22 protein-coding genes are annotated in these 23,167 nt (G+C 66.3%); 11 read left to right on the top strand and 11 right to left on the bottom strand.

The window, feature by feature from the left end; all coding sequences use genetic code 11:
- Window positions 1-25 precede the first annotated feature (25 nt).
- The 6 genes from CUR96_RS12465 to dnaA form a co-directional block, all read right to left on the bottom strand.
- Window positions 26-520 carry a DUF721 domain-containing protein gene (locus tag CUR96_RS12465; RefSeq protein ID WP_102193622.1) on the bottom strand — a complete coding sequence of 165 codons (495 nt, stop codon included), beginning with the start codon at window positions 518-520 and terminating at the stop codon, window positions 26-28.
- Entirely contained in the window at window positions 513-1,688 is a 1,176-nt protein-coding gene (recF, locus tag CUR96_RS12460) for a DNA replication/repair protein RecF (RefSeq protein WP_102193621.1), read from the bottom strand. Before recF ends, CUR96_RS12465 begins: the two co-directional genes overlap by 8 nt.
- A 107-nt stretch (window positions 1,689-1,795) precedes the next feature.
- A complete protein-coding gene (locus CUR96_RS12455) occupies window positions 1,796-3,607 on the bottom strand; it encodes an amidase family protein (protein WP_102193995.1) in 1,812 nt (603 codons plus the stop codon).
- A 50-nt stretch (window positions 3,608-3,657) separates the two neighbouring features.
- On the bottom strand, window positions 3,658-4,383 hold the full coding sequence (locus CUR96_RS12450; RefSeq protein WP_102193620.1) for a cohesin domain-containing protein: 726 nt from the start codon (window positions 4,381-4,383) through the stop codon (window positions 3,658-3,660).
- Between the two features lie 223 nt (window positions 4,384-4,606).
- Window positions 4,607-5,749: a DNA polymerase III subunit beta gene (dnaN, locus tag CUR96_RS12445; protein ID WP_102193619.1), complete on the bottom strand. Its 1,143-nt coding sequence runs from the start codon at window positions 5,747-5,749 to the stop codon at window positions 4,607-4,609.
- 477 nt (window positions 5,750-6,226) lie between these two features.
- Window positions 6,227-7,618: a chromosomal replication initiator protein DnaA gene (gene dnaA, locus CUR96_RS12440; RefSeq protein WP_102193618.1), complete on the bottom strand. Its 1,392-nt coding sequence runs from the start codon at window positions 7,616-7,618 to the stop codon at window positions 6,227-6,229.
- A gap of 315 nt (window positions 7,619-7,933) precedes the next feature.
- Between dnaA and rpmH the strand changes: the two genes are divergently transcribed.
- From rpmH to CUR96_RS12390, 10 genes are all read left to right on the top strand, one after another.
- A complete protein-coding gene (rpmH, locus tag CUR96_RS12435; protein WP_045278552.1) occupies window positions 7,934-8,071 on the top strand; it encodes a 50S ribosomal protein L34 in 138 nt (45 codons plus the stop codon).
- 6 nt (window positions 8,072-8,077) lie between these two features.
- Entirely contained in the window at window positions 8,078-8,428 is a 351-nt protein-coding gene (gene rnpA / locus CUR96_RS12430) for a ribonuclease P protein component (RefSeq protein ID WP_102193617.1), read from the top strand.
- A complete protein-coding gene (yidD, locus tag CUR96_RS12425) occupies window positions 8,425-8,775 on the top strand; it encodes a membrane protein insertion efficiency factor YidD (protein WP_102193616.1) in 351 nt (116 codons plus the stop codon). Before rnpA ends, yidD begins: the two co-directional genes overlap by 4 nt.
- A gap of 3 nt (window positions 8,776-8,778) precedes the next feature.
- Window positions 8,779-9,840, top strand: a complete 1,062-nt coding sequence (gene yidC, locus CUR96_RS12420; protein WP_102193615.1) for a membrane protein insertase YidC — start codon at window positions 8,779-8,781, stop codon at window positions 9,838-9,840.
- Window positions 9,837-10,331, top strand: a complete 495-nt coding sequence (locus CUR96_RS12415; RefSeq protein WP_102193614.1) for a protein jag — start codon at window positions 9,837-9,839, stop codon at window positions 10,329-10,331. The genes yidC and CUR96_RS12415 overlap by 4 nt, the downstream gene beginning before the upstream one ends.
- A 34-nt stretch (window positions 10,332-10,365) precedes the next feature.
- On the top strand, window positions 10,366-10,992 hold the full coding sequence (gene rsmG, locus CUR96_RS12410) for a 16S rRNA (guanine(527)-N(7))-methyltransferase RsmG (protein WP_245861310.1): 627 nt from the start codon (window positions 10,366-10,368) through the stop codon (window positions 10,990-10,992).
- Window positions 10,993-12,168: 1,176 nt separating this feature from the next.
- On the top strand, window positions 12,169-13,044 hold the full coding sequence (locus CUR96_RS12405) for a ParA family protein (RefSeq protein WP_245861240.1): 876 nt from the start codon (window positions 12,169-12,171) through the stop codon (window positions 13,042-13,044).
- Window positions 13,044-14,018 carry a ParB/RepB/Spo0J family partition protein gene (locus CUR96_RS12400; protein WP_102193611.1) on the top strand — a complete coding sequence of 325 codons (975 nt, stop codon included), beginning with the start codon at window positions 13,044-13,046 and terminating at the stop codon, window positions 14,016-14,018. The genes CUR96_RS12405 and CUR96_RS12400 overlap by 1 nt, the downstream gene beginning before the upstream one ends.
- Before the next feature lie 61 nt (window positions 14,019-14,079).
- Window positions 14,080-15,519 carry a sugar porter family MFS transporter gene (locus CUR96_RS12395; RefSeq protein WP_102193610.1) on the top strand — a complete coding sequence of 480 codons (1,440 nt, stop codon included), beginning with the start codon at window positions 14,080-14,082 and terminating at the stop codon, window positions 15,517-15,519.
- A gap of 18 nt (window positions 15,520-15,537) precedes the next feature.
- Complete coding sequence (locus tag CUR96_RS12390; RefSeq protein WP_102193994.1) at window positions 15,538-15,867, top strand: tryptophan synthase subunit alpha; 330 nt, start codon at window positions 15,538-15,540, stop codon at window positions 15,865-15,867.
- 22 nt (window positions 15,868-15,889) lie between these two features.
- Here the strand turns inward: CUR96_RS12390 and CUR96_RS12385 are convergent, their stop codons facing one another.
- The 5 genes from CUR96_RS12385 to CUR96_RS12365 all read right to left on the bottom strand — a co-directional run bounded on the left by CUR96_RS12385 (window position 15,890) and on the right by CUR96_RS12365 (window position 21,510).
- The gene (locus CUR96_RS12385) at window positions 15,890-16,201 is read right to left on the bottom strand and encodes a hypothetical protein (RefSeq protein ID WP_146008159.1); all 312 of its coding nucleotides are present in this window, start codon (window positions 16,199-16,201) and stop codon (window positions 15,890-15,892) included.
- 105 nt (window positions 16,202-16,306) lie between these two features.
- Window positions 16,307-16,630 carry a thioredoxin gene (trxA, locus tag CUR96_RS12380; protein WP_102193608.1) on the bottom strand — a complete coding sequence of 108 codons (324 nt, stop codon included), beginning with the start codon at window positions 16,628-16,630 and terminating at the stop codon, window positions 16,307-16,309.
- A 69-nt stretch (window positions 16,631-16,699) separates the two neighbouring features.
- Window positions 16,700-17,674, bottom strand: coding sequence for a thioredoxin-disulfide reductase (gene trxB, locus CUR96_RS12375; protein WP_102193607.1), 975 nt, complete (start codon window positions 17,672-17,674; stop codon window positions 16,700-16,702).
- A gap of 123 nt (window positions 17,675-17,797) precedes the next feature.
- Entirely contained in the window at window positions 17,798-19,396 is a 1,599-nt protein-coding gene (gene murJ / locus CUR96_RS12370; protein WP_102193606.1) for a murein biosynthesis integral membrane protein MurJ, read from the bottom strand.
- Complete coding sequence (locus tag CUR96_RS12365; protein WP_102193605.1) at window positions 19,393-21,510, bottom strand: DUF6049 family protein; 2,118 nt, start codon at window positions 21,508-21,510, stop codon at window positions 19,393-19,395. Before CUR96_RS12365 ends, murJ begins: the two co-directional genes overlap by 4 nt.
- 97 nt (window positions 21,511-21,607) lie before the next feature.
- On the opposite strand from CUR96_RS12365, the gene CUR96_RS12360 reads away from it, so the two are divergent.
- Window positions 21,608-23,140 (top strand): DUF7059 domain-containing protein, encoded by a 1,533-nt coding sequence (locus CUR96_RS12360; RefSeq protein ID WP_102193604.1) that lies wholly within the window; start codon window positions 21,608-21,610, stop codon window positions 23,138-23,140.
- Window positions 23,141-23,167 lie beyond the last annotated feature (27 nt).

Genomic DNA, 23,167 nt, shown 5'->3' with positions numbered 1-23,167 from the left:
CGATCGGAACCCCCTCGATGATGCCCTACCCGTAGGTATCGCGCGGGCCCCGCCCTGGAACGACTCTGGGACCCCATTTCCAGGAGGGGACGTCCGGCCCGATGAAACGGAGGTTCTCCACTCCTGCATCCGGGTACCGTCGGCCGATCTCGGTGAGGATCGTCGCGCGCATGAACTGCAGGTTCTTCGCCCACGCCGTCGAATCGCACTTCACGGTGAGGACGCCGTTCTCCAGCGACACCGGTTCGGAGTGCTGGGCGGTGCCGGCGCCCGCGAGGTCTGCCCACTGGCGCACCAGGTCTTCCCGGGCGAGGGTGATCTGCCAGCCGGAGTCCCGGCTGAGCTTGTCGAGCACCGATCCGAGCGCTCCGGGATCGCGACCGGGGGTGAACGGAGCGTTGTCATCGTCGTCCGCGATTCGCCGCTTGCGCTTCCACGACTTCGAGCTCGGCTTCAGACCGCGCAGCCGCAGATACGTGGCGACGGTCTCCGGCGTCTCGGATGCGGCTGTGTCAGTCATCTGTTCCTCCCGCCTGGCTCTCCGCGCGTTCGTCGCTGATGGTGCCCGCATCGATCCGCACCACATGGGCGTGCAGCACCGCAGGGATATCCTCCTCCACCGCCGCGGTCACCACCACCTGCTCGTAGCCGGCGGTGAGGGCGGCCAGTCGCTGTCGTCGATCGGCATCGAGCTCGGCGAAGACGTCATCGAGGATCAGCACCGGATCTCCCGCCGGCGATTCGCTGCGCAGCAGCTCGGCCGACGCCAGCCGCAGCGCCAGCGCCACCGACCAGGACTCGCCATGCGAGGCATACCCCTTCACCGGCAGGCCGCGCACGCGCAGGATCAGGTCGTCGCGGTGCGGGCCGACCAGCGTGAGTCCCCGGTCGAGCTCCTGCGTGCGCTTGGCCAGCAGCGCCGCGCGGAACAGATCGGCGATCTCGCCGCGGGTGTCGGATGCCGCGTCCTCGCCCTCCTCCGGGTCGCCGCCGCGCACCGACAGCGCCCATTCGAGCTGCGGCTGATGATCCGCGCCGGCGATCGCGGCGTAGGCCGTTGCGATCGGCGCCTGCATGTCGGTGGCCAGCCGCTGTCTCGCATCGATGATCTCGGACCCGAGCGCGATGAGCTTGTCGTCCCAGATGTCGAGCGTCGTCAGTGCTTCGCCCCGGATGCCGCGGGCTCGTGCGGACTTCAGCAGCGCGGTGCGCTGCTTGAGCACGCGGTCGTAGTCGCCGAGCACCGCCGCCATGCGCGGTGTGCGCTGGATGAGCAGCTGATCAGCAAAGCGCCGGCGAGAAGACGGATCGCCGCGGACGATCTGCAGATCCTCGGGGGCGAACAGCACGACGTGGGCGTAGCGGGGGAGTTCGTTGATCTTCGACGGCGAGCCGTTTATGCGCGCCTTGTTCGAACCCTGCCGGTTGAGCTGCACCTCGGCGAGCACCTTGCGTTCGCCGTGCGACAGCCGGGCCCGGATGATGGCGAACTCCTGCCCGTCGCGAACCATCGGAGCATCCGACGACACCCGGTGGGAGCCGAGTGTGGCGAGGAAGACCACGGCCTCGGCGAGGTTCGTCTTGCCCTGCCCGTTGCGGCCGACGAGAACGTTCGGGCCGGGGTGGAGGGAGAGTTCCGCGGTCGGATAATTGCGGAAGTCCACGAGGCTCAGGTGTTCCACAATCACGTGGTCAGCCTACCTTCGGGGTGGGACACCGGTTCGGTCGTCCCGAGCGGGAGGATCCCGCCGCCTCGGTGAACACGAAGGCGACGGGGTCCTCTCGCGACGACTCGTCAGGGGAGCGGTCCGTACAGGACCGGCGTCGTGCGGGCGTGCGTCGCCTGCTCGAACGCATACCCCAGTCCGAGGAGCGTGCCCTCATCGAAGTCACGTCCGAGGAATTCGAGGTTGACGCCGGCGCCCGGGTTGTCCTCGCCCTCGATCGTCTGCCCCATCGGCACGGTCACCGCGGGCATTCCGGTGTTCGGACTCAGACGCATGTTGGTCGCCTGCGTGCTGAACGCGTTGGTGCTCGGGTAGATGATCGCGTCGAGATCCCACTCATCCATCAACTGCGTGACGAGTTCCTTGCCCGCCGCGAGCTGGAGCGTGTGCGTGCCGTTCTCACCCGCCCACGCCTGGTAGGTCTCCTCCGTCACCGCGTTGCGTGTCTCGTAGACGGGCAGACGCGAAGTCACGTAGTTGCCGGTGGCGAGGATGTCGGTGAGGGTCCGAGCCTCGACGTCGGCGCCGAGGTGCGTGCCGATGTAGGAATCGAGGTCGTGCAGGAACTCGTTCGTCGACCCGGAGGGCTCGGACAGCACAGCGGCGAATCCCTCCGGCGCAGAGATCTCCACCACGGTCGCACCCTGTGCTCCGAGAGCGGAAGCCGCCTCGCCGAACAGCCGGACGGTACCTGTCTGCGTGCCCACCATTGCGGGGATGTAGCCGATGCGCGCGCCATCCAGGGACGTGTCATCGAGGAAGGAAGTGTACGAGTCCGGGACGCGCCCGTCCTGTTTCAGGGTCACCGGGTCCTCCTCGTCGATCCCGACGACGGCATCGAGGGCGACGGCCGCATCCATGACGGATCGCGTCAACGGTCCGCCGGTGTCCTGTGACAGGGCGAGTGGAATGATGCCGTCCCGGCTGGCGAGACCGACCGTGGGGCGCACGCCGACGAGCTGGTTGTAAGACGAGGGGACACGGATGGATCCACCGGTGTCCGTGCCGAACCCGATGCCGGCGAGGTTCGCCGCGATCGCCGCTCCGGTACCGCCGCTGGATCCACCGGCGGACTTGGTGGTGTCGTAGGGGTTCGCGACCAGCAGCGTCGATCCGGGTGTCTGGAACGACGAGAACTCCGAGGCGAACCCGTACGCGAACTCGTCGAGGCTGGCCTTGGCGAAGATCACCGCCCCCGCGGCACGCAGGCCTTCGATCATCTTCGCGTCCGTGGTCGTCTGGTTCTCGTTCCAGCATCCGCAACCACCCGTCGTGACCATGTCGACGGTGTCGTAGTTGTCCTTGACGGCGATCGGGATCCCCAGGAGCATGCTCGTCATGCCTTCCGCCGAACGCGTGGCGTCTGCCGCCGCGGCGGCGGCGAGGGCCTGATCTCCGACCGTGATGATCGAGTTGAGTGCACGGAAGCCGCCCGGCACGATGGCGCGGTCATAGGCTTCGATGCGATCGATGTAGTGCTGGGTGAGTTCGACGGATGTGGTCACGCCGGCGTTCATCGCCGCCTGCATGTCGATCACCGATGCCTCGATGATCTCGAAGGCGCCGTCGTCGTAGATGATCCGGTGTGACAGATCAGCCAGATCGACCACGGTGAGGGTTCCGTCGAGGTCCGTGTCCAGCACCGCGAGATCCTGCCACCCGGCTGACCCCGCGGTGAGACCCAGCGACGCGGCGGCGAGGTCGACATCGGCCGTGGTGACCTGCGCATCTCCGGTGACATCGAGTTCGGTGTAGTACGGCGCGAGCATCGGCGCACTCTCGGGTTCGGCGGCGGACGCCGGCGACATCGTGAAGGCGGACGCGGCGACGGCGCAGCCGATCGTGAGAACAGCGGTGCCGCGAATCGTGCGGAGCTTCATGGTGGTCCTTCTGCGGTCGAGTGTGCGAACGGGGCCTGCGGTGATCGAGGTCATGACCTCGCCCCCCGACGACGGAGGATCAGCACGATTCCAGTGGCTACGGCGGCCAGCGCGCCGGTGGCGGCGACGATCCATGGCGTCGCTTCCCCGCCTGTGCCGGCGAGCGGATCCCGTTCCACGGGCGGGGGAGTGGACCCGTTCGACCCGGATCCGCCGGTGCCTCCTCCGCTACCCGGATCCGTTCCGCCACCGGCATCTGCGATGACCGTGCTCGTCGCCGCGCCGACCTCGATATCGGCGGATGCGCCCGTGGAGTCGACCAGGGTTCCGCGGAGTAGGGTCACTGCCGCATCTCCTGGCGCGAGTGCGGTGAAGGTCAGGGTCACAAGGGACTGGGCTCCCGATAGACCGGGCGAGGTGCCGAGTCGCGTCGCCACCGCCGAGACCGCACCGTCCTCAACGTTCGCCGCCGAGATACCTCCGGCGGGGAAGACCTCGCTGCCATCTAGGAGTGACAGGAGTGCGGGGTCGAATCCGATCGAGAGCTCGTAGGCGTAGACATCGATGAGGCCCTCGGCCGAGACGGTCACGGTGATCGTCTCGCCGACTGCGGCCTTCGGTTTATCGGCAGTGATGGTGAGCGTGTCCGCCGGTTCGGGTGTGGTCTCGGCTGAAGCAGAGGATGCGATTCCCAGGGTCGATGCGGTGATGGCGGCTGCAGCGAGAAAGGTCGCGATGAGACCTCGCCCGCCGCGGATGAGGGTGTGATCCGGCATGCGTTGCGTCTTTCGTCAGAGGAAGACGAGCGCGGCTGCACGGCTGTTCGGAGCAGCCGTGCTCATCGGGTACGCACACTCTGACAGCGGCATGTTTCGTGCCAGGGACTCCGCGTTTCGACGATGTAAAGCGGGGAGTCATCAGCGCTCGGTCGGCGAAACGACGGTCGTCGCGATCAGGGCGCGACGGCGAAGGCCGAACGGGTGCTGCTGATCCTGTGGATCAGCGAAGGAGGAGGTTGGGCTGCAGCAGGTACTTGAACGAGTCGAGACCGGCCTGCTCCACGGAGGTCTGGCTGGTGATCAGCACCGGGCTGAGCTTGTTCGCGTTGTCGCTCGAGGTGAAGGTGACGCGTACGAACTCGCTCTTGACCGCGCCGAGGGCCTCGATCAGGTACTGCGGGTTGAGTCCGAGAGTGACGTCATCGCCACCGGAGAGGATCGCGTCGACGGATTCCGAGGCACGGGCGTGCTCGTTGCCGGAGGCATCCATCGTGACGCTGTCGCTGGTGAATGTGAATCGCAGCGGAGCTGCGCGGTCGAGCACCAGCGACACTCGGCGGACGGCTTCGACGAGGTCGGCCGTGTTGACGACCGCGTAGTGGTCGGTCTGCTCCGGGAAAAGGCGGCGGACCGGGGGGAAATTTCCCTTGATGAGCAACGACGTGACCGTCTTGTTGCCGGCGGTGAAAGCGATGATCTCGCGCTCGCCTGCTCCGGAGAACGCGATCTGGATGGTGCCGGCGTGACCGAAGGTCTTCCCGACCTCGAGCAGCGTGCGGGCAGGAACCAGAGCTGCCTGTTCGACGGCCGCACCGTCCCAGGGGATGTCGCGGAGCGACACCCGGTAGCGGTCGGTGGCGACGAGGCTCAGGCTCTGACCCGAGACTTCGAGCTGCACACCGGTGAGCACCGGGGTGACATCGTCGCGAGAGGCGGCGAAACCGACCTGGGCGATCGCGGTGCCGAAGTCGTCGGCCGGGACCACGCCCGTGGAACCGGCGACCTCGGGGATCGATGGATATTCCTCGACGGGCATGGCAGCCAGGGTGAAGCGGGCCGAACCGCAGGTGACGGTGATGCTGCCATCTTCCTCGACGGCGATGTCGATCGGCGCGTTCGGCAGGCGGCTGGCGATGTCGGAGAGCAGACGCCCATGGACGAGGATCGTGCCGGGTGTTTCGACCGTGGCTTCGATGGTCGTGCGAGCGGATGCCTCGTAGTCGAATGCCGAGAGCGTGAGGCCCGAGCCATCCGCCTCGATCAGCACACCGGCCAGGATCGGCTGCGGGTTGCGCTGGGGCAGAAGCTTGACGACGAACGACACAGCCTCGCTGAAGACATCGCGGTTGACCTGAAACCTCACGGGTGCTCCCTTGTCATCGTTCTCTGATGTGCCGTCATCATCCGGTCCCTGTGTGCAGGGCTTCCCATGCTAGCCCCACACTCCTGTCGTTCCCTACGCCCGGGTTTCGCACCTTCTGGTGATCGGATCGCGCTCATCAAAGGGTTAACTCCTTAACGGTGTTAACCGCTGTGGATTCTGTGGATAACTCGGTGGATAGTAGTCGCGAGTAGGGAACTACACGGCTGTCACTTGTGGAATCCCTGAGGAATCCGCGGTTCGGCGGCATCCACAGGGAATGGAGCAACCGGGTAGTTATCCACAGGTTGGCCCGATTCGCCCACATCCGTCCCGATGTGAACGGGTTCCATCCACAAGTTATCCACATGTGCATAGAGGCATCTATCGACGGCGCGCCGACCCCCTTGGGACGCAGAAGGGGCACGGAGACCCCTGCGGATGTCCGTGCCCCTTCTGCAGAGCCTCGTCGCTCGCTCGTCAGCGTCGCCCGAGCTGCGTGGTGATCTCGGTGACCTGGTTGTAGATCGAGCGCCGCTCCTTCATGAGTTCGCTGATCTTCTTGTATGCGTACATCACGGTCGTGTGATCCCGGTTGCCGAACAGCTGACCGATCTTCGGCAGCGACAGACTGGTGCGTTCGCGGCACAGATACATCGCGATCTGACGTGCGGTGGCGATCTGCTGGGAGCGGCTCGAGCCGTACAGGTCGTCGACGGTGAGCTTGAAGTAGCCCGCGGTGGCGGTGATGATGTCGGTCGGCGAGATGATGTTGTCCTCGGCCGTGTCGATGATGTCGCGGAGCACGGTCTGGGCGAGAGAGATGTCGAGTGCCGAGCGGTTCAGACTTGCGAAGGCGGACACCCGGATGAGCGCGCCCTCCAGTTCCCGGATGTTGGACGAGACGACCGTGGCGATGTACTCCAGGACCTCGTCCGGAATGTGCAGCGACTCGCTCTGAGCCTTCTTGCGGAGGATCGCGATGCGGGTCTCGAGGTCGGGAGCCTGGACGTCGGTGATGAGCCCCCACTCGAAGCGGCTCCGCATCCGGTCCTCGAAGCCCGTCAGGTGCTTGGGTGCGACATCACTGGTGATCACGACCTGCTTGTTGTGATCGTGGAGCGTGTTGAAGGTGTGGAAGAACGCCTCCTGCGTCTCCGCGCGTCCCTGCAGGAACTGGATGTCGTCGATGAGGAGGATGTCGACGTCGCGGTAGCGCGCCTGGAAGGCCGCGCCTCGGTTGTTCGCGATCGAGTTGATGAAGTCGTTCGTGAACTCCTCGCTGGAGACGTACCTCACCTTGACGCCGGTGTACAGCGACTGCGCGTAGTCGCCGATCGCGTGCAGGAGGTGCGTCTTGCCCAGGCCGGAGTCGCCGTAGATGAAGAGCGGGTTGTAGGCCTTCGCCGGGGCTTCGGCCACGGCGACCGCGGCCGCATGCGAGAACCGGTTCGACTGGCCGATGACGAAGTTGTCGAAGGTGTACTTCGGGTTGAGGCGCGACTCGTGCCGGATCGGGGTCGGCTGCTCCATCGGCGACTCGGGGCGGGGCTGCTCGCTGCGGCCGAAGTCGGTGACCGAGATCGGCGCCGTGGCCTGCTCGATGAGTTCATGGTTCACGACCACGCGGTACGAGGTGACCTCCTCGCCGATGTGGGAGAGGGCTTCCATGATCGGCAGGCGCAGACGTTTGTTGATCTGCGCGGCGGTCAGGTCGTTGGGAACGTCGAGGTACAGCGTCGCGCCCATCACACCGGCCGGAACCGCGAGGCTCAGGAAGCCCTGCAGCTGGGGGGTGACCCGGTCATCATCTGCCAGCAGCTCCTGCACCGTCGTCCAGATCGGCACATCGGGCAAGGCAGGTGAGGACATGGTGCTCCGGACGGGGCTCGCGGAAGGTCGGAAAACTACGGCCCCCCTGTGGATAACTTCGGATGCCACGGTAGTCACCGCGGCTGAGAACGGCAACCTGCCCTGGAGATTCCGCGCGCGTGTTGCGCGCACGCGGGCGACCAGGTTGTGGATAATGGCTGTGCGCATCCTGCCGGGTGCGGTCACTCGCTGTGCGCAGATTTGCTCTGCGCGCCGCCAAGACGTACCCTTAGTCGGTTGACTTATGCCATTTTTGGCAGTTCCCCATGTCTCCGGTCGCAGTGAACCCGGTGGCAGTATTCCCGGAGTGATTCCATGACTAAGCGCACCTTCCAGCCCAACAACCGTCGTCGCGCCAAGAAGCACGGCTTCCGTGCCCGCATGCGCACTCGTGCCGGTCGCGGCATCCTCGCGGCCCGCCGTGCGAAGGGCCGCACCGAGCTCTCCGCGTAGCCCGCTGTGCTCGCCCGCCCGTATCGTCTGACCCGCGGGAGCGACTACCGACTGGTCGTTCGACGTGGTTCACGCTGTGGCGGGGCGCGCGTCGTGACTTCGATGTTGTCGACGGGCGAGAGCAGAGTCGCGAGATTCGGCTTCATCATCAGCAAGCAGGTGGGTACGGCTGTGGTGCGCAACACCGTTCGACGGCGGCTCAAAGCCGTCTGTGCGGAAGCGCTCGAGCTCGTCCCCGAGGGCACGGATGTCGTCATCCGTGCCCTTCCTGCGTCCGCGTCGGCGAGTTTCGCCGAACTGCGGGCAGACGTACACCGCTGCCTCGGGCGGCTTGACGCAGATCGGCCGGCACCATGACGGCCCTTCCCCAGTCATCGGTGGGCACGGGGCATCTTGAGGCGAAGGATGCTGTGCGCAGCATCCCGCTGATCCCGCGCAACCTGGTGCTGGGCTTCCTCGCCGGCTATCGCAAGGTGATCTCCCCGCTGTATGGAGACGTCTGTGCGTACTATCCCTCCTGTTCCGCCTACGCTGTAGGTGCGGTGCAGCAGCACGGTGCCGCACGGGGAGCGCTGCTCTCCGCCTGGCGCATCCTGCGATGCAATCCCTGGTCCCGCGGTGGCGTCGATGACGTACCGCCGCACGAACACTTCCGCCACGACCTGACCTCGAATGGTTTCGTCGTCCCTGCTCGAAAGGACTGACCGGTGGGTCTCGACCTTCTGTTCGCAAGTACCTCGCCCCCGCCGGCCGCCGGCGGGTTCGATCTGCTCAGCACCATCCTCTGGCCCCTCAAGTGGGTCGTCGAGCTGGTCCTCGTCGCGTGGCACGCGCTGTTCACGGCCGTCGGGTTGCCTGCGGCATCCGGCATCACCTGGGTGCTCTCGATCGTCGGTCTCGTCATCGTCGTCCGAGCCGCTCTGATCCCGCTCTTCGTGAAGCAGATCAAGAGCCAGCGAAAGATGATGGAAATTGCCCCTGAACTGCGGAAAGTTCAGGAGAAGTACCGCGGTAAGAAGGATCAGCTCTCTCGCGAGGCCATGAGCCGCGAGACGATGGCGCTGTACAAGAAGCACGGCACGACGCCCATGTCGAGCTGTCTGCCGTTGCTGGTGCAGATGCCGATCTTCTTCGCCCTCTTCAGCGTGCTGAACGATGTGACCAAGCACGCCGGCTGGGGTGTCGGCGGAGTCGGGCTTCTGAACGCCGATCTCACGCGACAGTTCTACGACGCCAAGGTCTTCGGTGCGTCTCTGCATGAGACGCTCGGCAATGCGGTGGACGCGCAGAACGTCACCGCGATCATCATTCTCGCCACCCTGGTCGTCCTCATGATCGGGTCGCAGTTCTTCACGCAGCTTCAGATCATCTCGAAGAACCTGTCGCCGGAGGCCAAGACGGGCCAGGCGTACCAGATGCAGAAGATCATGCTCTACGTGCTTCCGCTGGGCTTCATCTTCTCGGGTGTCTTCTTCCCATTGGGTGTCGTCGTGTACTGGTTCATCTCGAACCTGTGGACCATGGGGCAGCAGTTCCTCGTCATCCGTGAGATGCCGACTCCCGGTTCCGAGGCAGCGAAGGCGCGCGAAGAGCGACTCGCGCGCAAGGGCAAGGCCATCGACTCGTCCGGCAAGGTCGTTCCGATGTCGGTGTACGAGGCCGAGCAGCAGCGTCTGCTCGAGGCCGTGGAGAAGGCGAAGGCCGAGACACCGAAGCGCCAGCAGCCCGTGGGTAAGAAGCGCGCGAAGAAGAAGGGTCCCACCGCATGACGACCGAGAGCGTGACCGCACACACCGAGCCGACGGTGGCCGAGCTCGAGAACGAAGGCGACATCGCCGCAGACTTCCTCGAAGAGCTGCTCGACATCGCCGACATCGATGGCGACCTCAATCTCGACGTCCGCCAGGGTCGGGCATATGTCTCGGTCGAGGCAGAGGGAGACGGACTCGCGCTGCTCTCCGCACCCGACACCGTCCAGTCCCTGCAGGAGCTGACTCGTCTCGCCGTGCAGAACAAGACCGGTTCGTTCTCGCGCCTCATCCTCGACATCGGCGGATCCCGCGACGTACGTCGTCGTCAGTTGGAGACGCTCGTGGATGCTGCGGCTGCGAAGCTGGACGAGGGAGCATCCCAGGCATCCCTGCCCGCGATGTCGAGCTACGAGCGCAAGCTCGTGCACGATGTCGCCGCCGAGCGGGGCCTCGTCTCGGAGTCGTACGGCGAAGGTGCCGATCGGCACACGGTTCTCCGCCGTCGTTGATGTTTCACGTGAAACATCCCGCTGGAGATCGCTCGTGAACGCAGTCGAGGCGGAGCCGGCGGTCACGGCTGATCTGTTCGGCGACAGAGTCGAGCTTGCCCGATCCTTCACCGCCGCCCTGGCCCGAGTCGGGGAGGAGCGCGGACTCATCGGCCCGCTTGAACTCCCACGACTCTGGACCCGTCACATTCTCAACAGTGCGATCGCAGCACCTCTGTTCTCCGGGTCTGTGGCGGACATCGGTTCCGGTGCTGGCCTCCCGGGGATCGTGCTGGCCATCGCTCGCCCCGATGTGCACTGGACGCTCATCGAGCCGATGGAACGTCGTGTCACCTGGCTCAATGAGCAGGTGAACGATCTCGGGCTGGACAACGTCGAGGTGCTGCGCGCTCGCGCCGAAGAGGTGGGTCGTCCCAAGGGTTTCGACGTCGTCACCGCACGTGCCGTCAGTGCTCTGCGCACACTCATCCCCATCACAGCGCCTTTGGTGCGCGATGGGGGAGAGCTAGTCTTGCTCAAAGGGATGAACGCCGCGAACGAGATCGAGGCGGCGCAGAAGCAGGTCAAGAAGTTCCGGCTCTCCGGGGTTCGCGTTGAAGTGCTCGGTGAAGGTGTGCTGCCGGAGACGACACGAGTTGTTCGGGCGGTTGTTCGGGGCTGAGGCCGGGCTTCGATGTTTCACGTGAAACATAGGGCTTTTGCGGGTAGTCGGTTGGTGCGGTGGGTATCTTAGAAACGGGCTTCGGGATGCTCCCCTTCGTTCGCAGAGCGGGTTCCCTCCCGCTTCGCGGGCCCCTCCCGATGCTCACTCCGGGGACATCCCTGCGCCCTCTGTGTCGGTGATCAGGACGGTTCTCCATCATTGGTGGTGAGTAGAGGGGTGGCAGCGTCTCGCTTCGCTCGACGACTGCGTGCGGTGATCTTCTGATGCACGCTGAGTGAAGGACATCACTGCTTCGGTTGGATAGGAAGCGCCGTGGTCCCGAGGCGAGATGTTTCGCGTGAAACATGCGTGATGATGTACGCGGGGAGTAGCTGTCGATTGATCTGCCGGCGAGCCCGGGGATGCACGTGGATGCGTGTCTGGACAACAGTGTCGCGATCGATGCGGTCTACCTGATCTTGGAATCGGCGAGCGAGCATCGGGTATTGCACTCGCGATGAGGGCTGGCGAGTGTCGGCGGCGTATGTGGGTGCGCGCGACGAGTACGGCTGGCCTCCACCGGATCGTCTATTGCGGATCGCACCTCAACGGCCTCATTGGGAGTGGGTGATCTCCCCGCTGGAACGATGGGAGTCATACGCGAACGACCTCGCCATCTCCGAGGCTCGCGACCTCATCCGTCAGGCATTGCACGACTCCGTATGTTTCACGTGAAACATACGCCCAATGGAGGCGTGGTGATCCCCGCTCGTCTGAAACTCGATCGGACGCGCTGATCCAGTCTCTCCGAGCGCTGTTTCACGTGAAACATCTCCCTCTAACCCGCGCCGCGCCCTCCGCAAACGAAGTGACGACGTTCTTCATACGGCGTACATCAGAAGATCACCGCGCAGTCGTCGAGCGAAGCGAGACGCTGCCACCCACCTGCCGCAACAGACTGTTGCTACTCGCCCGCGGGTGAGCATCGGGAGGGGCCCGCGAAGCGGGAGGGAACCCGCTCTGCGAACGAAGGGGAGCATCCCGGAGCCCGTTTCTAGGATGCCCAACGCACCAACAACACTACGAGCGACAAGCAACGTCCCCCGTTGCGATTAGAGTGGAACGCGGCCCCGAAAGGAGTGGATGTTTCACGTGAAACAATCCGAACAGGCATCACCGAAGTCTTCTTTCGGGATGGATACGCCGCTCGCGCGGGAACTCGCTGACCTCTCCGCCCGCCGCCGCGCGCTGGAAGCCGTGAACGTCGAGTTCACCGGGGAGACGCGGGTTCTCACCGTGTCGAACCAGAAGGGCGGGGTCGGAAAGACCACCACGGCGGTGAACATCGCTTCTGCTCTCGCGGGACTGGGCGCCAAGGTGCTCGTCATCGATCTCGATCCGCAGGGCAACGCCTCGACCGCGCTCGGCGTTCCGCACAGCGCGGACATCCCCAGCGTCTACGACGTCCTGATCGAAGAGTTCCCTCTTGCGGACATCATTCAGGTCAGCCCGGAGAACCCCAATCTCTTCTGCGCACCGAGCACGATTCACCTCGCCGGCGCAGAGATCGAACTCGTAGCCCAGGTCGCCCGCGAGCACCGCCTCCGCCGCGCACTGGAGGAGTACCTCCGTGACAGCCCGGTGGACTTCGTGATCATCGACTGCCCTCCGTCCTTGGGGCTGCTGACGATCAACGCCTTCACCGCGGCATCCGAGGTCTTCATCCCGATCCAGTGCGAGTACTACGCGCTGGAGGGTCTGAGTCAGCTGCTCGGCAGCATCCAGATGATCCAGAAGCACCTCAATCCCGAGCTGCACCTGTCCACGATCCTGTTGACGATGTTCGATGGACGCACCCGGCTCGCGCAGCAGGTCGCGGAAGAGGTGCGGAGTCACTTCCCGAGCCAGGTTCTGGAGACCGTCATCCCGCGTTCGGTGCGGGTGTCGGAAGCGCCGAGCTTCGGCCAGACCGTGATCGCCTACGATGGGCAGTCCGCCGGCGCCATCGCCTACCGCGAGGCAGCCGTCGAGATCGCGACACGTACCGTGTCGCAGAGCAAGGAGAAATGATGGCCAAGCGCACTGGACTGGGCCGGGGGATCGGCGCACTGATCCCCACCGCCGATCAGATGGAGCGTCCCGTCGACGTCTTCTTCCCCGGCGCGAATCTCCGACCGGCTCACGGGATCGACATCAATGGCCCCGAGGCCCAGCCGAAGGAGGAACTGGCCGAGGTCCCTGGTATCCACCTGGTTCAGATCGACCCGCACAAGATCGTCCCCAACCCGCGCCAGCCCCGTACTCACTTCGACACCGAAGACCTGGCGGAGCTCGTGCACAGCGTTCGCGAGTTCGGAGTGCTGCAGCCGGTCGTCGTGCGCAAGAACTCCGAGGGCGAGTACGAGCTCATCATGGGGGAGCGGCGCACGCGCGCCGCCCGTGAGGCCGGCCTCGAAGCGATCCCGGCGATCGTTCGTGAGACCGCCGATGAGGATCTCCTTCGCGACGCGCTGCTCGAGAACCTGCACCGCTCCGAGCTGAACCCGCTGGAAGAGGCATCCGCCTATCAGCAGCTGCTCGAGGACTTCGGCATCACCCAGGAGCAGCTGGCCACGCGCATCGGTCGTTCCCGCCCGCAGATCAGCAACACGATCCGCCTGCTGAAGCTGCCGGTGCCCGTGCAGCAGCGTGTGGCGGCCGGCGTGCTCTCGGCCGGCCACGCCCGGGCGATCCTGAGCCTTCAGACCCCGGAGGCCATGCAGCGCCTGGCTGACAAGGTCGTGAACGAAGACCTCTCGGTGCGTGCCACGGAGGAGGCCGCGAAGTCGCAGCCCACCGCGGCCGGGAAGGCGCCGAAACCCACTCCCGGGGCTCGACGCGCGTACCTCGACGAGGTGTCCGGCAAGCTCGGAGACCGCTTGAACACCCGCGTGAAGATCTCTCTCGGCGCGCGCAAAGGCCAGGTCACCATCGATTTCGCTTCGATCCAGGATCTGAACCGCATCCTCTCCGAACTGGGCGAAGAAGGATACGGTCAGGGCTGATCCCCCCAGCGGCGGATCGCTTCGCCTAGACTCGCGTCAATTCGACGATGAGGGGGATGACATGTCCAGAGTCCAGACAGCAGCCGGCATCCAAGGACGTGTGATCGCGGTCAGTATCGCTGCAGCACTCGGTGGATTCCTCTTCGGGTTCGACACCGCGGTGATCAATGGCGCTGTCGACGCCCTCGCCGGCGACGTATCGGGGTTCGATCTGGGAGTCGGTCTCAAAGGCTTCGCAGTCTCGTCGGCGTTGATCGGCTGCGCCGTGGGTGCCTGGTTCGCCGGACCCATCGCGAACAAGCGCGGTCGGATCCCCGTCATGGTCGCCGCCGCTGCGCTCTTCTTCCTCTCGGCGATCGGGTCGGGACTCGCGTTCAGCGTTGTCGATCTGATCATCTGGCGCGTGGTCGGTGGACTCGGTGTCGGAGCCGCATCCGTCATCGCTCCCGCTTACATCGCCGAAGTCTCGCCGGCACACATCCGCGGACGACTCGGGTCTCTCCAGCAGCTGGCGATCGTGACGGGCATCTTCGCGGCACTCCTCTCCGATGCGATGCTCGCGGGCATCGCTGGGGAGGCCGCAGCGCCGCTGTGGGGTCTCACCGCCTGGCGCTGGATGTTCATCGTCGAGGCGATCCCCGCCCTCGTCTACGGGATCATGTCGCTGCGCCTCCCGGAGTCTCCGCGCTATCTCGTCGGAAAGGGCGAGTTGGAGAAGGCGGAGCAGGTGCTGACGACGGTGACCGGAACAGTCGACGTGAAGGCGAAGATCGCGGAGATCACCGGAACGATCAACACCGATCGAACGGGATCGTTGCGTGATCTGCGCGGGAACCGGTTCGGCCTGAAACCTGTGGTGTGGGTCGGAATCCTGCTGTCGGTGTTCCAGCAGTTCGTCGGCATCAATGTGATCTTCTACTACTCCACGACCCTGTGGCAGTCCGTGGGCTTCGGTGAAGCGCAGGCACTGCTCATCACCGTGATCACCTCGGTCACCAACATCGTCGTGACGATCATCGCCATCATGCTCGTCGACAAGGTCGGCCGACGCGTCATGCTGCTCGTCGGTTCGGTCGGGATGACGCTCACGCTCGGCCTGATGGCGCTGGCGTTCTCGTTCGGCACCCTCGACGCTGCCGGAACGGTCACGTTGCCCGACCCGTGGTCGACGGTCGCTCTCATCTGCGCCAACGGTTTCGTCGTGTTCTTCGGTGCCACATGGGGGCCGCTGGTCTGGGTGCTGCTCGGGGAGATGTTCCCGAACTCGATCAGGGCTGCAGCCCTTGCCGTGGCGGCGGCGGCGCAGTGGGCGGCGAACTTCTTCATCTCGACGACGTTCCCGGCCTTCTCCGAGATCGGCCTCACCTTCGCCTACGGGTTCTACGCGTTCTTCGCCCTGCTGTCGTTCTTCTTCGTCTACTTCAAGGTGGCCGAGACGAAGGGCAAAGAACTGGAGGAGATGACCGACGACGCCAAGGTGGAGCGCCGACCCCGCCGGTAGCGCGCGTAGGCTGGAATGGTGTCAGAGTCCATTCCACGCCGCGCGAGTCTCGAAGTTCTGCGTGCCGAGGCGGCGGACGAACTGGCCGTGCTGATCCAGGAGCGCCTGCTCGGCGGCGAGGACCCGTGGGAGTTCATGGAGGACCTGCCCAGCGTGGACGAGCTGGTCGTCTACCTGCTCCGCGCGGACAACATCAATGCGAACGACGGCGTGCGCCCCAATGCCGCGCGACACTACCGGGTGCTCCGTCAGATCGCCCTCGAGTATCCCGATCTGACGCCGGCGGTCTGGGGACTGCTCGACGAGAAGCAACGGCACCGGAGATGGGACCCGACGGTCTCATCCTGAGACGGGGTCGGGGCCTGCGTCGCTAGCCTGCCTGCGCAGCCAGTGCCACCACGACGGCGACGACGGGTACGGCCCCGAGAACGATCGCGATGGCGCCGAACAGTCTCGGCCGCGAGAAGATGGCCGCCGCGATCCCGAGAATGACGGCGACCGCTCCGACGACCACCGATGCGTAGAAGAACAGGACAGCCAATACGACGGCGTTCGTCAGACCCTGGTCCGAGGAGCCGCCGATGAGCCAGTATCCGAGGATCATCAGTGTCGCCACAGCCCCCAGTACAAGGGAAGTGATCGCGAGTCCAAGCCGGGAGTTGCTCGGTGAGAGTGTCGTCATACGAGGAGACTATCGGCCCGCGGGATCTGAGCGATCCGCCGCGCTCATGAAGAAGCCCGCCCCCTCCAAGCGGAGGGGGCGGGCTTCGTCATGAAGAGCCGAGTGTCAGCCGATGAAGGCTTCGAGGTCCTTCTCGAGCGCGAACTTCGGCTTGGCGCCGATGATGGTCTGCTTGACCTCGCCGCCCTGGAACACCTTCATCGCCGGGATCGACGTGATCTGGTACTTCATGGCGAGCTCGGGGTTCTCATCGACGTTGAGCTTGAGGATCGTGATCTTCTCGGGATGTTCCGACTGGATCTCGTCGAGCACGGGGGAGACCATGCGACACGGGCCGCACCATTCCGCCCAGAAGTCGACCAGTACGGGACCATCGGCCTGCAGCACGTCCTGCTCCCAGGTCGCCTGGCTCGTCGCCTGTGCACTCATCAGAAATTCTCCTTGATCGTAGGATTCGCCTGCTACAACAGCGGGCGACCGGTATGTGTTCCCGAGGGGTCATGCGACGATGATCTCCGCGGCTTCAGCCGCGGGAACCTCGACCGATGCGTCCTCGAGGTCGGCGAGGAAGTGCTCCGCGTCGAGTGCGGCCACCGTTCCGGTTCCGGCAGCGGTGATCGCCTGACGGTAGGTCGGGTCGATGACGTCGCCGGCGGCGAACACGCCGGGGACCGAGGTGATCGACGTGCGACCGTCGACCCAGATCGTGCCCTCGGGGGTGAGGTCGAGCTTGCCGTGCACGAGGTGCGTACGCGGGTCGTTGCCGATCGCGACGAACACGCCGTCCAGCGGGAGGTCGCGCAGCGATCCGTCGACCGTCGAGCGCAGCTGCACGCCGGTGACGGCATCCGCACCCTGGATCTCGGCGACCTCGCTGTTCCAGATGAACTCGATCTTCTCGTTCGCGAACGCGCGCTCCTGCATGATCTTCGACGCGCGCAGGGAGTCCTTGCGGTGGATGACGTACACCTTCGACGCGAAGCGGGTGAGGAAGGTGGCCTCTTCCATCGCCGAGTCGCCGCCGCCGACGACGGCGATGGTCTTCTCGCGGAAGAAGAAGCCGTCGCAGGTGGCGCACCAGGACACGCCGTAACCGGAGAGGCGCTCCTCGCCGGCGACCTCGAGCTTGCGGTAGGCGGAACCGGTCGCGTAGATGACGGTGGATGCCTCGTGCACCGCACCACTGCCCAGTGTGACCGTCTTGACGGGTCCGTCCAGGTCGAGGGACGTGACGTCGTCGTAGAGCACCTCGGTACCGAACTTCTCGGCCTGCTCCTGGAACTTGGCCATCAGCTCGGGGCCCTGGATCCCCTCGGGGAAGCCGGGGTAGTTCTCGACCTCGGTGGTGTTCATCAGCTCGCCGCCGACCTCGACGGAGCTCGCGATGAGCAGCGGGTTGAGGCTCGCGCGCGCCGCATAGATGGCAGCCGTGAAACCGGCCGGGCCGGAGCCGATGATGATGACCTGACGCATGTGCTCTCCGTTGCTGAAAGTCTGTTCCCCTGGTTCAACCCATGGTAACGGCGGGTCATTCCCGGAGACAGCGTCGATGGAGCCCTGACATGAACATTCGGTGCCGGCTCCCAGCCGGCCGACTCAACGACCAGGCAGGAAGCGCCGCAGCATCGAGGTGGCGACCTTGAGCTCCGGGGCGCGCAGCAGGAGCAGCACGAGGATGTAGACCGCGACGGCGGCCGCACCGATCACCGCCGTGCCGAGGGCGCCGAAGAGCTTGTCGGCGGTGGTCCAGCCGGTGTTCCCGCCCAGGAGCAGGAAGGTGCCCCAGCCGGCGAACCCGGCCGAGATCGCCGCGATGACGTAGCGACCGAGCGACAGCGCCGTGCGGCCGAGCTCGAGACTGCCGAGACGTCGACGCAGCATCCACACGGCGATGATCATCTGCACGATGCCGGCGATCGACTGACTGAGTGCGACCCCCGCGGCCAGCTGGGAGAGCGGCACGAAAGAGGGGAGCGCGACAGCGGTGGCGACGATGATCGCGCACTGCACGACGGTGAACCAGAACGGCGTGCGCGTGTCGCCGTAGGCGTAGAACGTGCGCTGCACGATGAACAGCACCGACAGCGGAAGGAGCCCGACGAGGTACGCGATGAGCACGGGAGCTGCCGCGGCGGCGTCGGCGGCGTCGTTGGTGAAGATGCGGGTGGCGGGCACGGATGCAGCGACCAGGGCCACCGTCGAGACGACGATGAAGAGCGACACGACGCGGATGCAGCGGGCGACGTCGCCGCGCACATCGTCGTCTCGCCCTTCGGCGGCGTGTTCGGAGATCTGCGTGAAGTACGGGGTGCCGATGGACACCGTGAATATGGAGTACGGCAGCATGAACACGAGCCAGGCCGCCATCATCATGAACCCGGACGGGTGATCGCCAGACGCGGCCGAGACGATCGTCGCCTGCACGAGTCCGGCCAGCTGGCCGGCGATGACCATCGCGAAGGTCCAGCCCGCAAGCCGGCCGACGTGCCGGAGTCCGACGCCGCGCCAGTGGAAGTCCGGGCGCAGGTGCAGACCGGTCTTTCGCCAAGCGGCGAGCAGGATCACGGCCTGCACGGCGATCCCCAGGGTGGCCGTTCCCCCGAGCACCGAGATCATCGCCGGATCCCACATGTCGACGTTGCGACGGTCATCGCCGAACAGCGCGATGAAGAGCAGAAAGCCGGCGATGGAGATGACGTTGTTGGCGATGGGGGCCCAGGTGTACGGGCCGAAGACGCGTTTCGCGTTCAGGGTCTCGCCGACGAGCGCGTACAGGCCGTAGAAGAGGATCTGCGGCAGGCACCAGTAGGCGAATGCGGTGGCGAGGGCGTGCTGGTCGGGCGTGAAGTCTTTCGCGTAGACGAACACGAGCCACGGGGCGAGGAGCATCGCCAACGCTGTCGCTCCGACGAACACGATCGTGCCGAGGGTGAACAGCTTCGAGATGAACGCCTGGCCGCCGTCTTTGTGGCTCCCGGCCCGGACGATCTGCGGGATGATCACGGCGGTCAGGATGCCGGTCTGGATGATCGTGAAGATGTTGTTGGGCAACTGGTTCGCGGTGCCGAAGGCGTCACCGGCCCGCCCGATCGATCCGATCGCGGCGACCAGCACGATCGTGCGCAGCAGACCCGTCAGCCGTGAGACCAGCGTTCCCGCCCCGAGAATGGCGCTGGCCCGGCCGAGACTGCTCAATGCTCCTCCTCGAGCGGTGCCGCCTCGGCATCCGCCTTCACGTCTTCAGCTGCCGCATCCGCATCATTGCGACGCCGGCGGCGCACCGTGCGCACCACGCCCACGACGATCAGCAGCGCGGCCAGCCCGCCGAAGATGACGAGGCCGATGGTCTCCCATTCGGCGCGCACCGAGACATCCGCGTAGCGGGTCGTGCCGATGTCGACCCCGGTCGGGCTCTTCAGGCTGAGTCTCACGTCGAGCTCGCCGCTGCCGACACGCGCCGACACGGGAACCTTGACGCGGGTGTTGCTGGCGGCGTCCGCACGGGCCTCGGTCTCGCGCTGCACGTCGAGGCGCAGGTCGGAGGGCTGCGCGAGCAGACGGACGTTCACCGGCCACGGCAGATCGTTGCGCACCCAGAAGCCGAAGTCCGCATTCGCTCCGAACAGCTGGATCGTGCTCGTCGGCTCGATTCCCACGGATCCCAGAGTGGTCTGCGTGGCGGTGCGATGCTCGTCGACGGCCGTCGTGAACTCATCATCGGTCTTGCCGACGGCGATCACCCGGAGGATCTGGATGCGCTCAGGGCCGAGCAGCAGCTGCGGTTCGTCGAGGATCGTCGAGAAGGCGTTCAGGGTGACCTCGTCGGCCAGCATCGCCTGCAGCGCGGTGGCACGGGAGGCATCCGGGGCTGCCGTCAGGGTCACGGCCGACGGAGCAGCGGAGCGGAGCGCCGAGAGGTCGAAGGCCGGAGTGTCGACGGCCGAGATCGCGGCGCGCAGGGCCGCAGCGGTGCGGGTCTCGTCGCGCTCGAGTCCGATGAGAAGCGGGACACCCGGCGCGCTCTGCGCAGCCAGGAAGAGATGCCCGTTCGCGGCCGCGAGCGCACCGGCGCGCGCGTCGGTGTCGGGTTCGGCTGCCGCGGCCGACAGAGCGGCCGACATGGCGGCGTCGGTGATGAGGAGGTCGTTCTCGCCGGCGACGGCGTGCCCGCTCACTCTCTCGTCGATGGAGGTGGAGGGCAGGATGGTCGTCGCGGGCCCGCCGAGGTAGCCGGCGAAGGTCGCGAGGTCGTCGCCGGTGACATCGCCCCGCGGCCAGAGGATGCCGGGCATCGCTCCCGTGACCGTGGTCAGTGCCGTGTCGTCGGGAACGGCGGGTTCGGGGGTCGGTGACGGCGTGGGTTCCGGGGAGGCGGTGTTCGGGGCGCTCGGGAACAGCTTCGGGTCGAGGAAGGCGCGCAGGGTGGTCGGCTGCAGCAGTGCGGGGAGAGCGGCGTGGGCCTGCGTGGCGGCATCCGCATCGCCGAACTGCAGTGCGAACCGTTCATTCGGAAGAGCCTCGAGACGCGCCAGCCATTCGACCACCCGGCCCGGGGCCGACGTGCCCAGCGCCCGGATCGCGGCGGGGATGGCCGGATCGATCGCCAGCGCGGCGGCAGTGCCGACGACCCCTTCGAGCTGCGCGGTGAGAGCGCCGTCCGGCGCGGTCAGCGCGACGAGTTCGTCGAGGGTGAGGAGCGACCCGCTCGCAGGAGTCGCGGTGATCGGCACGAGTACTCCGACCTGCGGCGCAGGGGCGGCGGTGACGATGAGGACGCTTCTCGAGGCGACGTCGGTCAGGATGGCGGGGTCGGAATCGGCGCCGTCGGTGCCGCTGAGTGTGGCCCGCAGCGGATAGACACCGGGGGTGAGGTCGGCGAGGGATTCCTGCGGAACGGTGATGCTCGTGGTGGAGGAGGCGCCGGGCTCGACGGAGGTCGTGCCGTCGGAGCCCAGGGGGGTGAACACCGCGTCGATCACCCCTTCATCCAGCCAGGCCGAGAGGGATGCGCCATCGCTGAGCGCAGTGCGACCGAGTTCGAGGACCACGCGCCCTGCGGAGAGTTCGGCGTCGGCGCCGTTCTGCACCGTCAGTTCGGCGGTGGTGGCCGTTCCCGGGGCCACCGCTCCGTTCAGGCCGACCGACATGAAAAGTTCCACGAAGCCCTCTTCGGACTGCGCGTCTGTCGCGGCGTAGCTCGGAGCGGCACCCATCCCGCAGATGCCCAGAACGATCGCGAATGCGACCGCGCCGCGCGCGAGCCGCAGCAGCTGCGCGCGAAGGCCGGTTTCGGGAGTGATCACGGTCATAGGGTCTTCCTCGAACGCCGGCGACGCTGGCTGCTCGTGAGTACTGACCCTGTGATTCTAGGTGTGCGACCGAAGGAGAACCCTGAAGACGCGTAGAGTGACGGCCGTGTCCGACACCCCTGCGCCCGTACCCGAGCCGTTGCACTGCGCTGCGCTCGCCGCCGACCTCGACGCCGCGGACTTCCGCTCCGAACCGCTCCGGCGCCTGTGGGGAGAAGAGGCCGACGATGCTCTCGGGCGGGGGATGCGCGAGCCGATCCTGCGCGCGATCTCGGGTGACGAGGGAGTACTCGCGACGCTCGGACGACTGTTCGTGCTCGGGATGCCTCAGCCGGCGAACCTCGTCGCAGCGGCCGTCCCCCGCCTCGGGCTCAACGGGCTGACCGCTCTGGGTCTGGCCCGCGCCGACGCGGAGACGGTGACCCCGTGCGCGCTGCTGCGCCCGCAGTCTTTCGTCGATGCCGACGGCGTCGGGGAGTGGTGGATCGCCAGTGACCTCGACGAGACCGCGCTGGGGACGGCCCTTCCTGCCGACCACGTGCTCGGCGTCGGCGGCGCATCACGCACTCTCGCTGAGACGATCCTTCCCATCGAGGTCGACCGGGCCCTGGATCTCGGCACCGGGTGCGGCATCCAGTCGCTCCTCGTCGCCCGATACGCCCGTACGGTCGTGGCGACCGACCTCTCGGCACGTGCCCTCGCCTACGCGGAGCTCAACGCGCGGATCAACGGCGTGTCGAACATCGTCTTCCGCCACGGGAGCATGTTCGAGCCGGTGGCCGGAGAGGCTTTCGACCTGGTGGTCTCGAACCCGCCGTTCGTGATCACGCCGCGCGGCGAAGGAGTGCCGGAGTACGAGTACCGCGACGGCGGTCTCGTCGGCGACGCGCTCGTCGAGCAGTTCATCCGTGATGTTCCCTCGTATCTGACGCCCGGGGGAGTCGCCCAGCTGCTCGGGAACTGGGAGACGCGCACGGGAGCGCATGGCCAGGAACGGCTGTCGTCATGGGTTCCGGCCGGTCTTGACCTGTGGGTGGTGCAGCGGGAGGAGCTCACGCCGCTCGGCTACGCGGAACTCTGGATCCGCGACGGCGGCACGACCCCGAGGGATGCGGCGTTCACGCCTCTGCTCTCCGCGTGGCTCGACGATTTCGCCCTGCGGGGAGTGACATCGATCGGCTTCGGCTACGTGCTGCTGCGTCGCCCGGCTTCGGCGGATTCGCCGTTGCGGCGGATCGAGACCGTATCGCAGCCGGTGTCCGGCGTCGGCCGGGCGCTGCGAGACGGTCTCGCGGCGCATGACCTGCTCGCCGCCGGTCTTCCACCGACCCTGGTGACCGCGCCCGACGTCACCGAGGCGAGGCACCTGCTCCCCGGTGACGACGATCCGAGCGTGATCGAGCTGCGTCAGGGCGGCGGATTCTCCCGCACGCTGTCCGTCGACCCGGCGCTCGCCGCATTCGTCGGCGCGTGCGACGGCGAACTGACGGTCATGCAGATCGCGGCCGCGCTCGCCGACCTGTTCGAGGTGCCGTTCGCCGATCTGTGGGCCGACCTCGAGCCCCGCATCCGCTCGCTCGTGTTCGACGGGTTCCTGGCGCCGCCCGCATCGTCGGGCGTACGGGAATAGCCGGCAGCATCCATTCGTTCGCATAGA

The organism is Microbacterium aurantiacum (assembly GCF_002872075.1).
GTDB lineage: Bacteria > Actinomycetota > Actinomycetes > Actinomycetales > Microbacteriaceae > Microbacterium > Microbacterium aurantiacum_A.
This window is presented reverse-complemented; position numbering and strand designations above follow the sequence as displayed.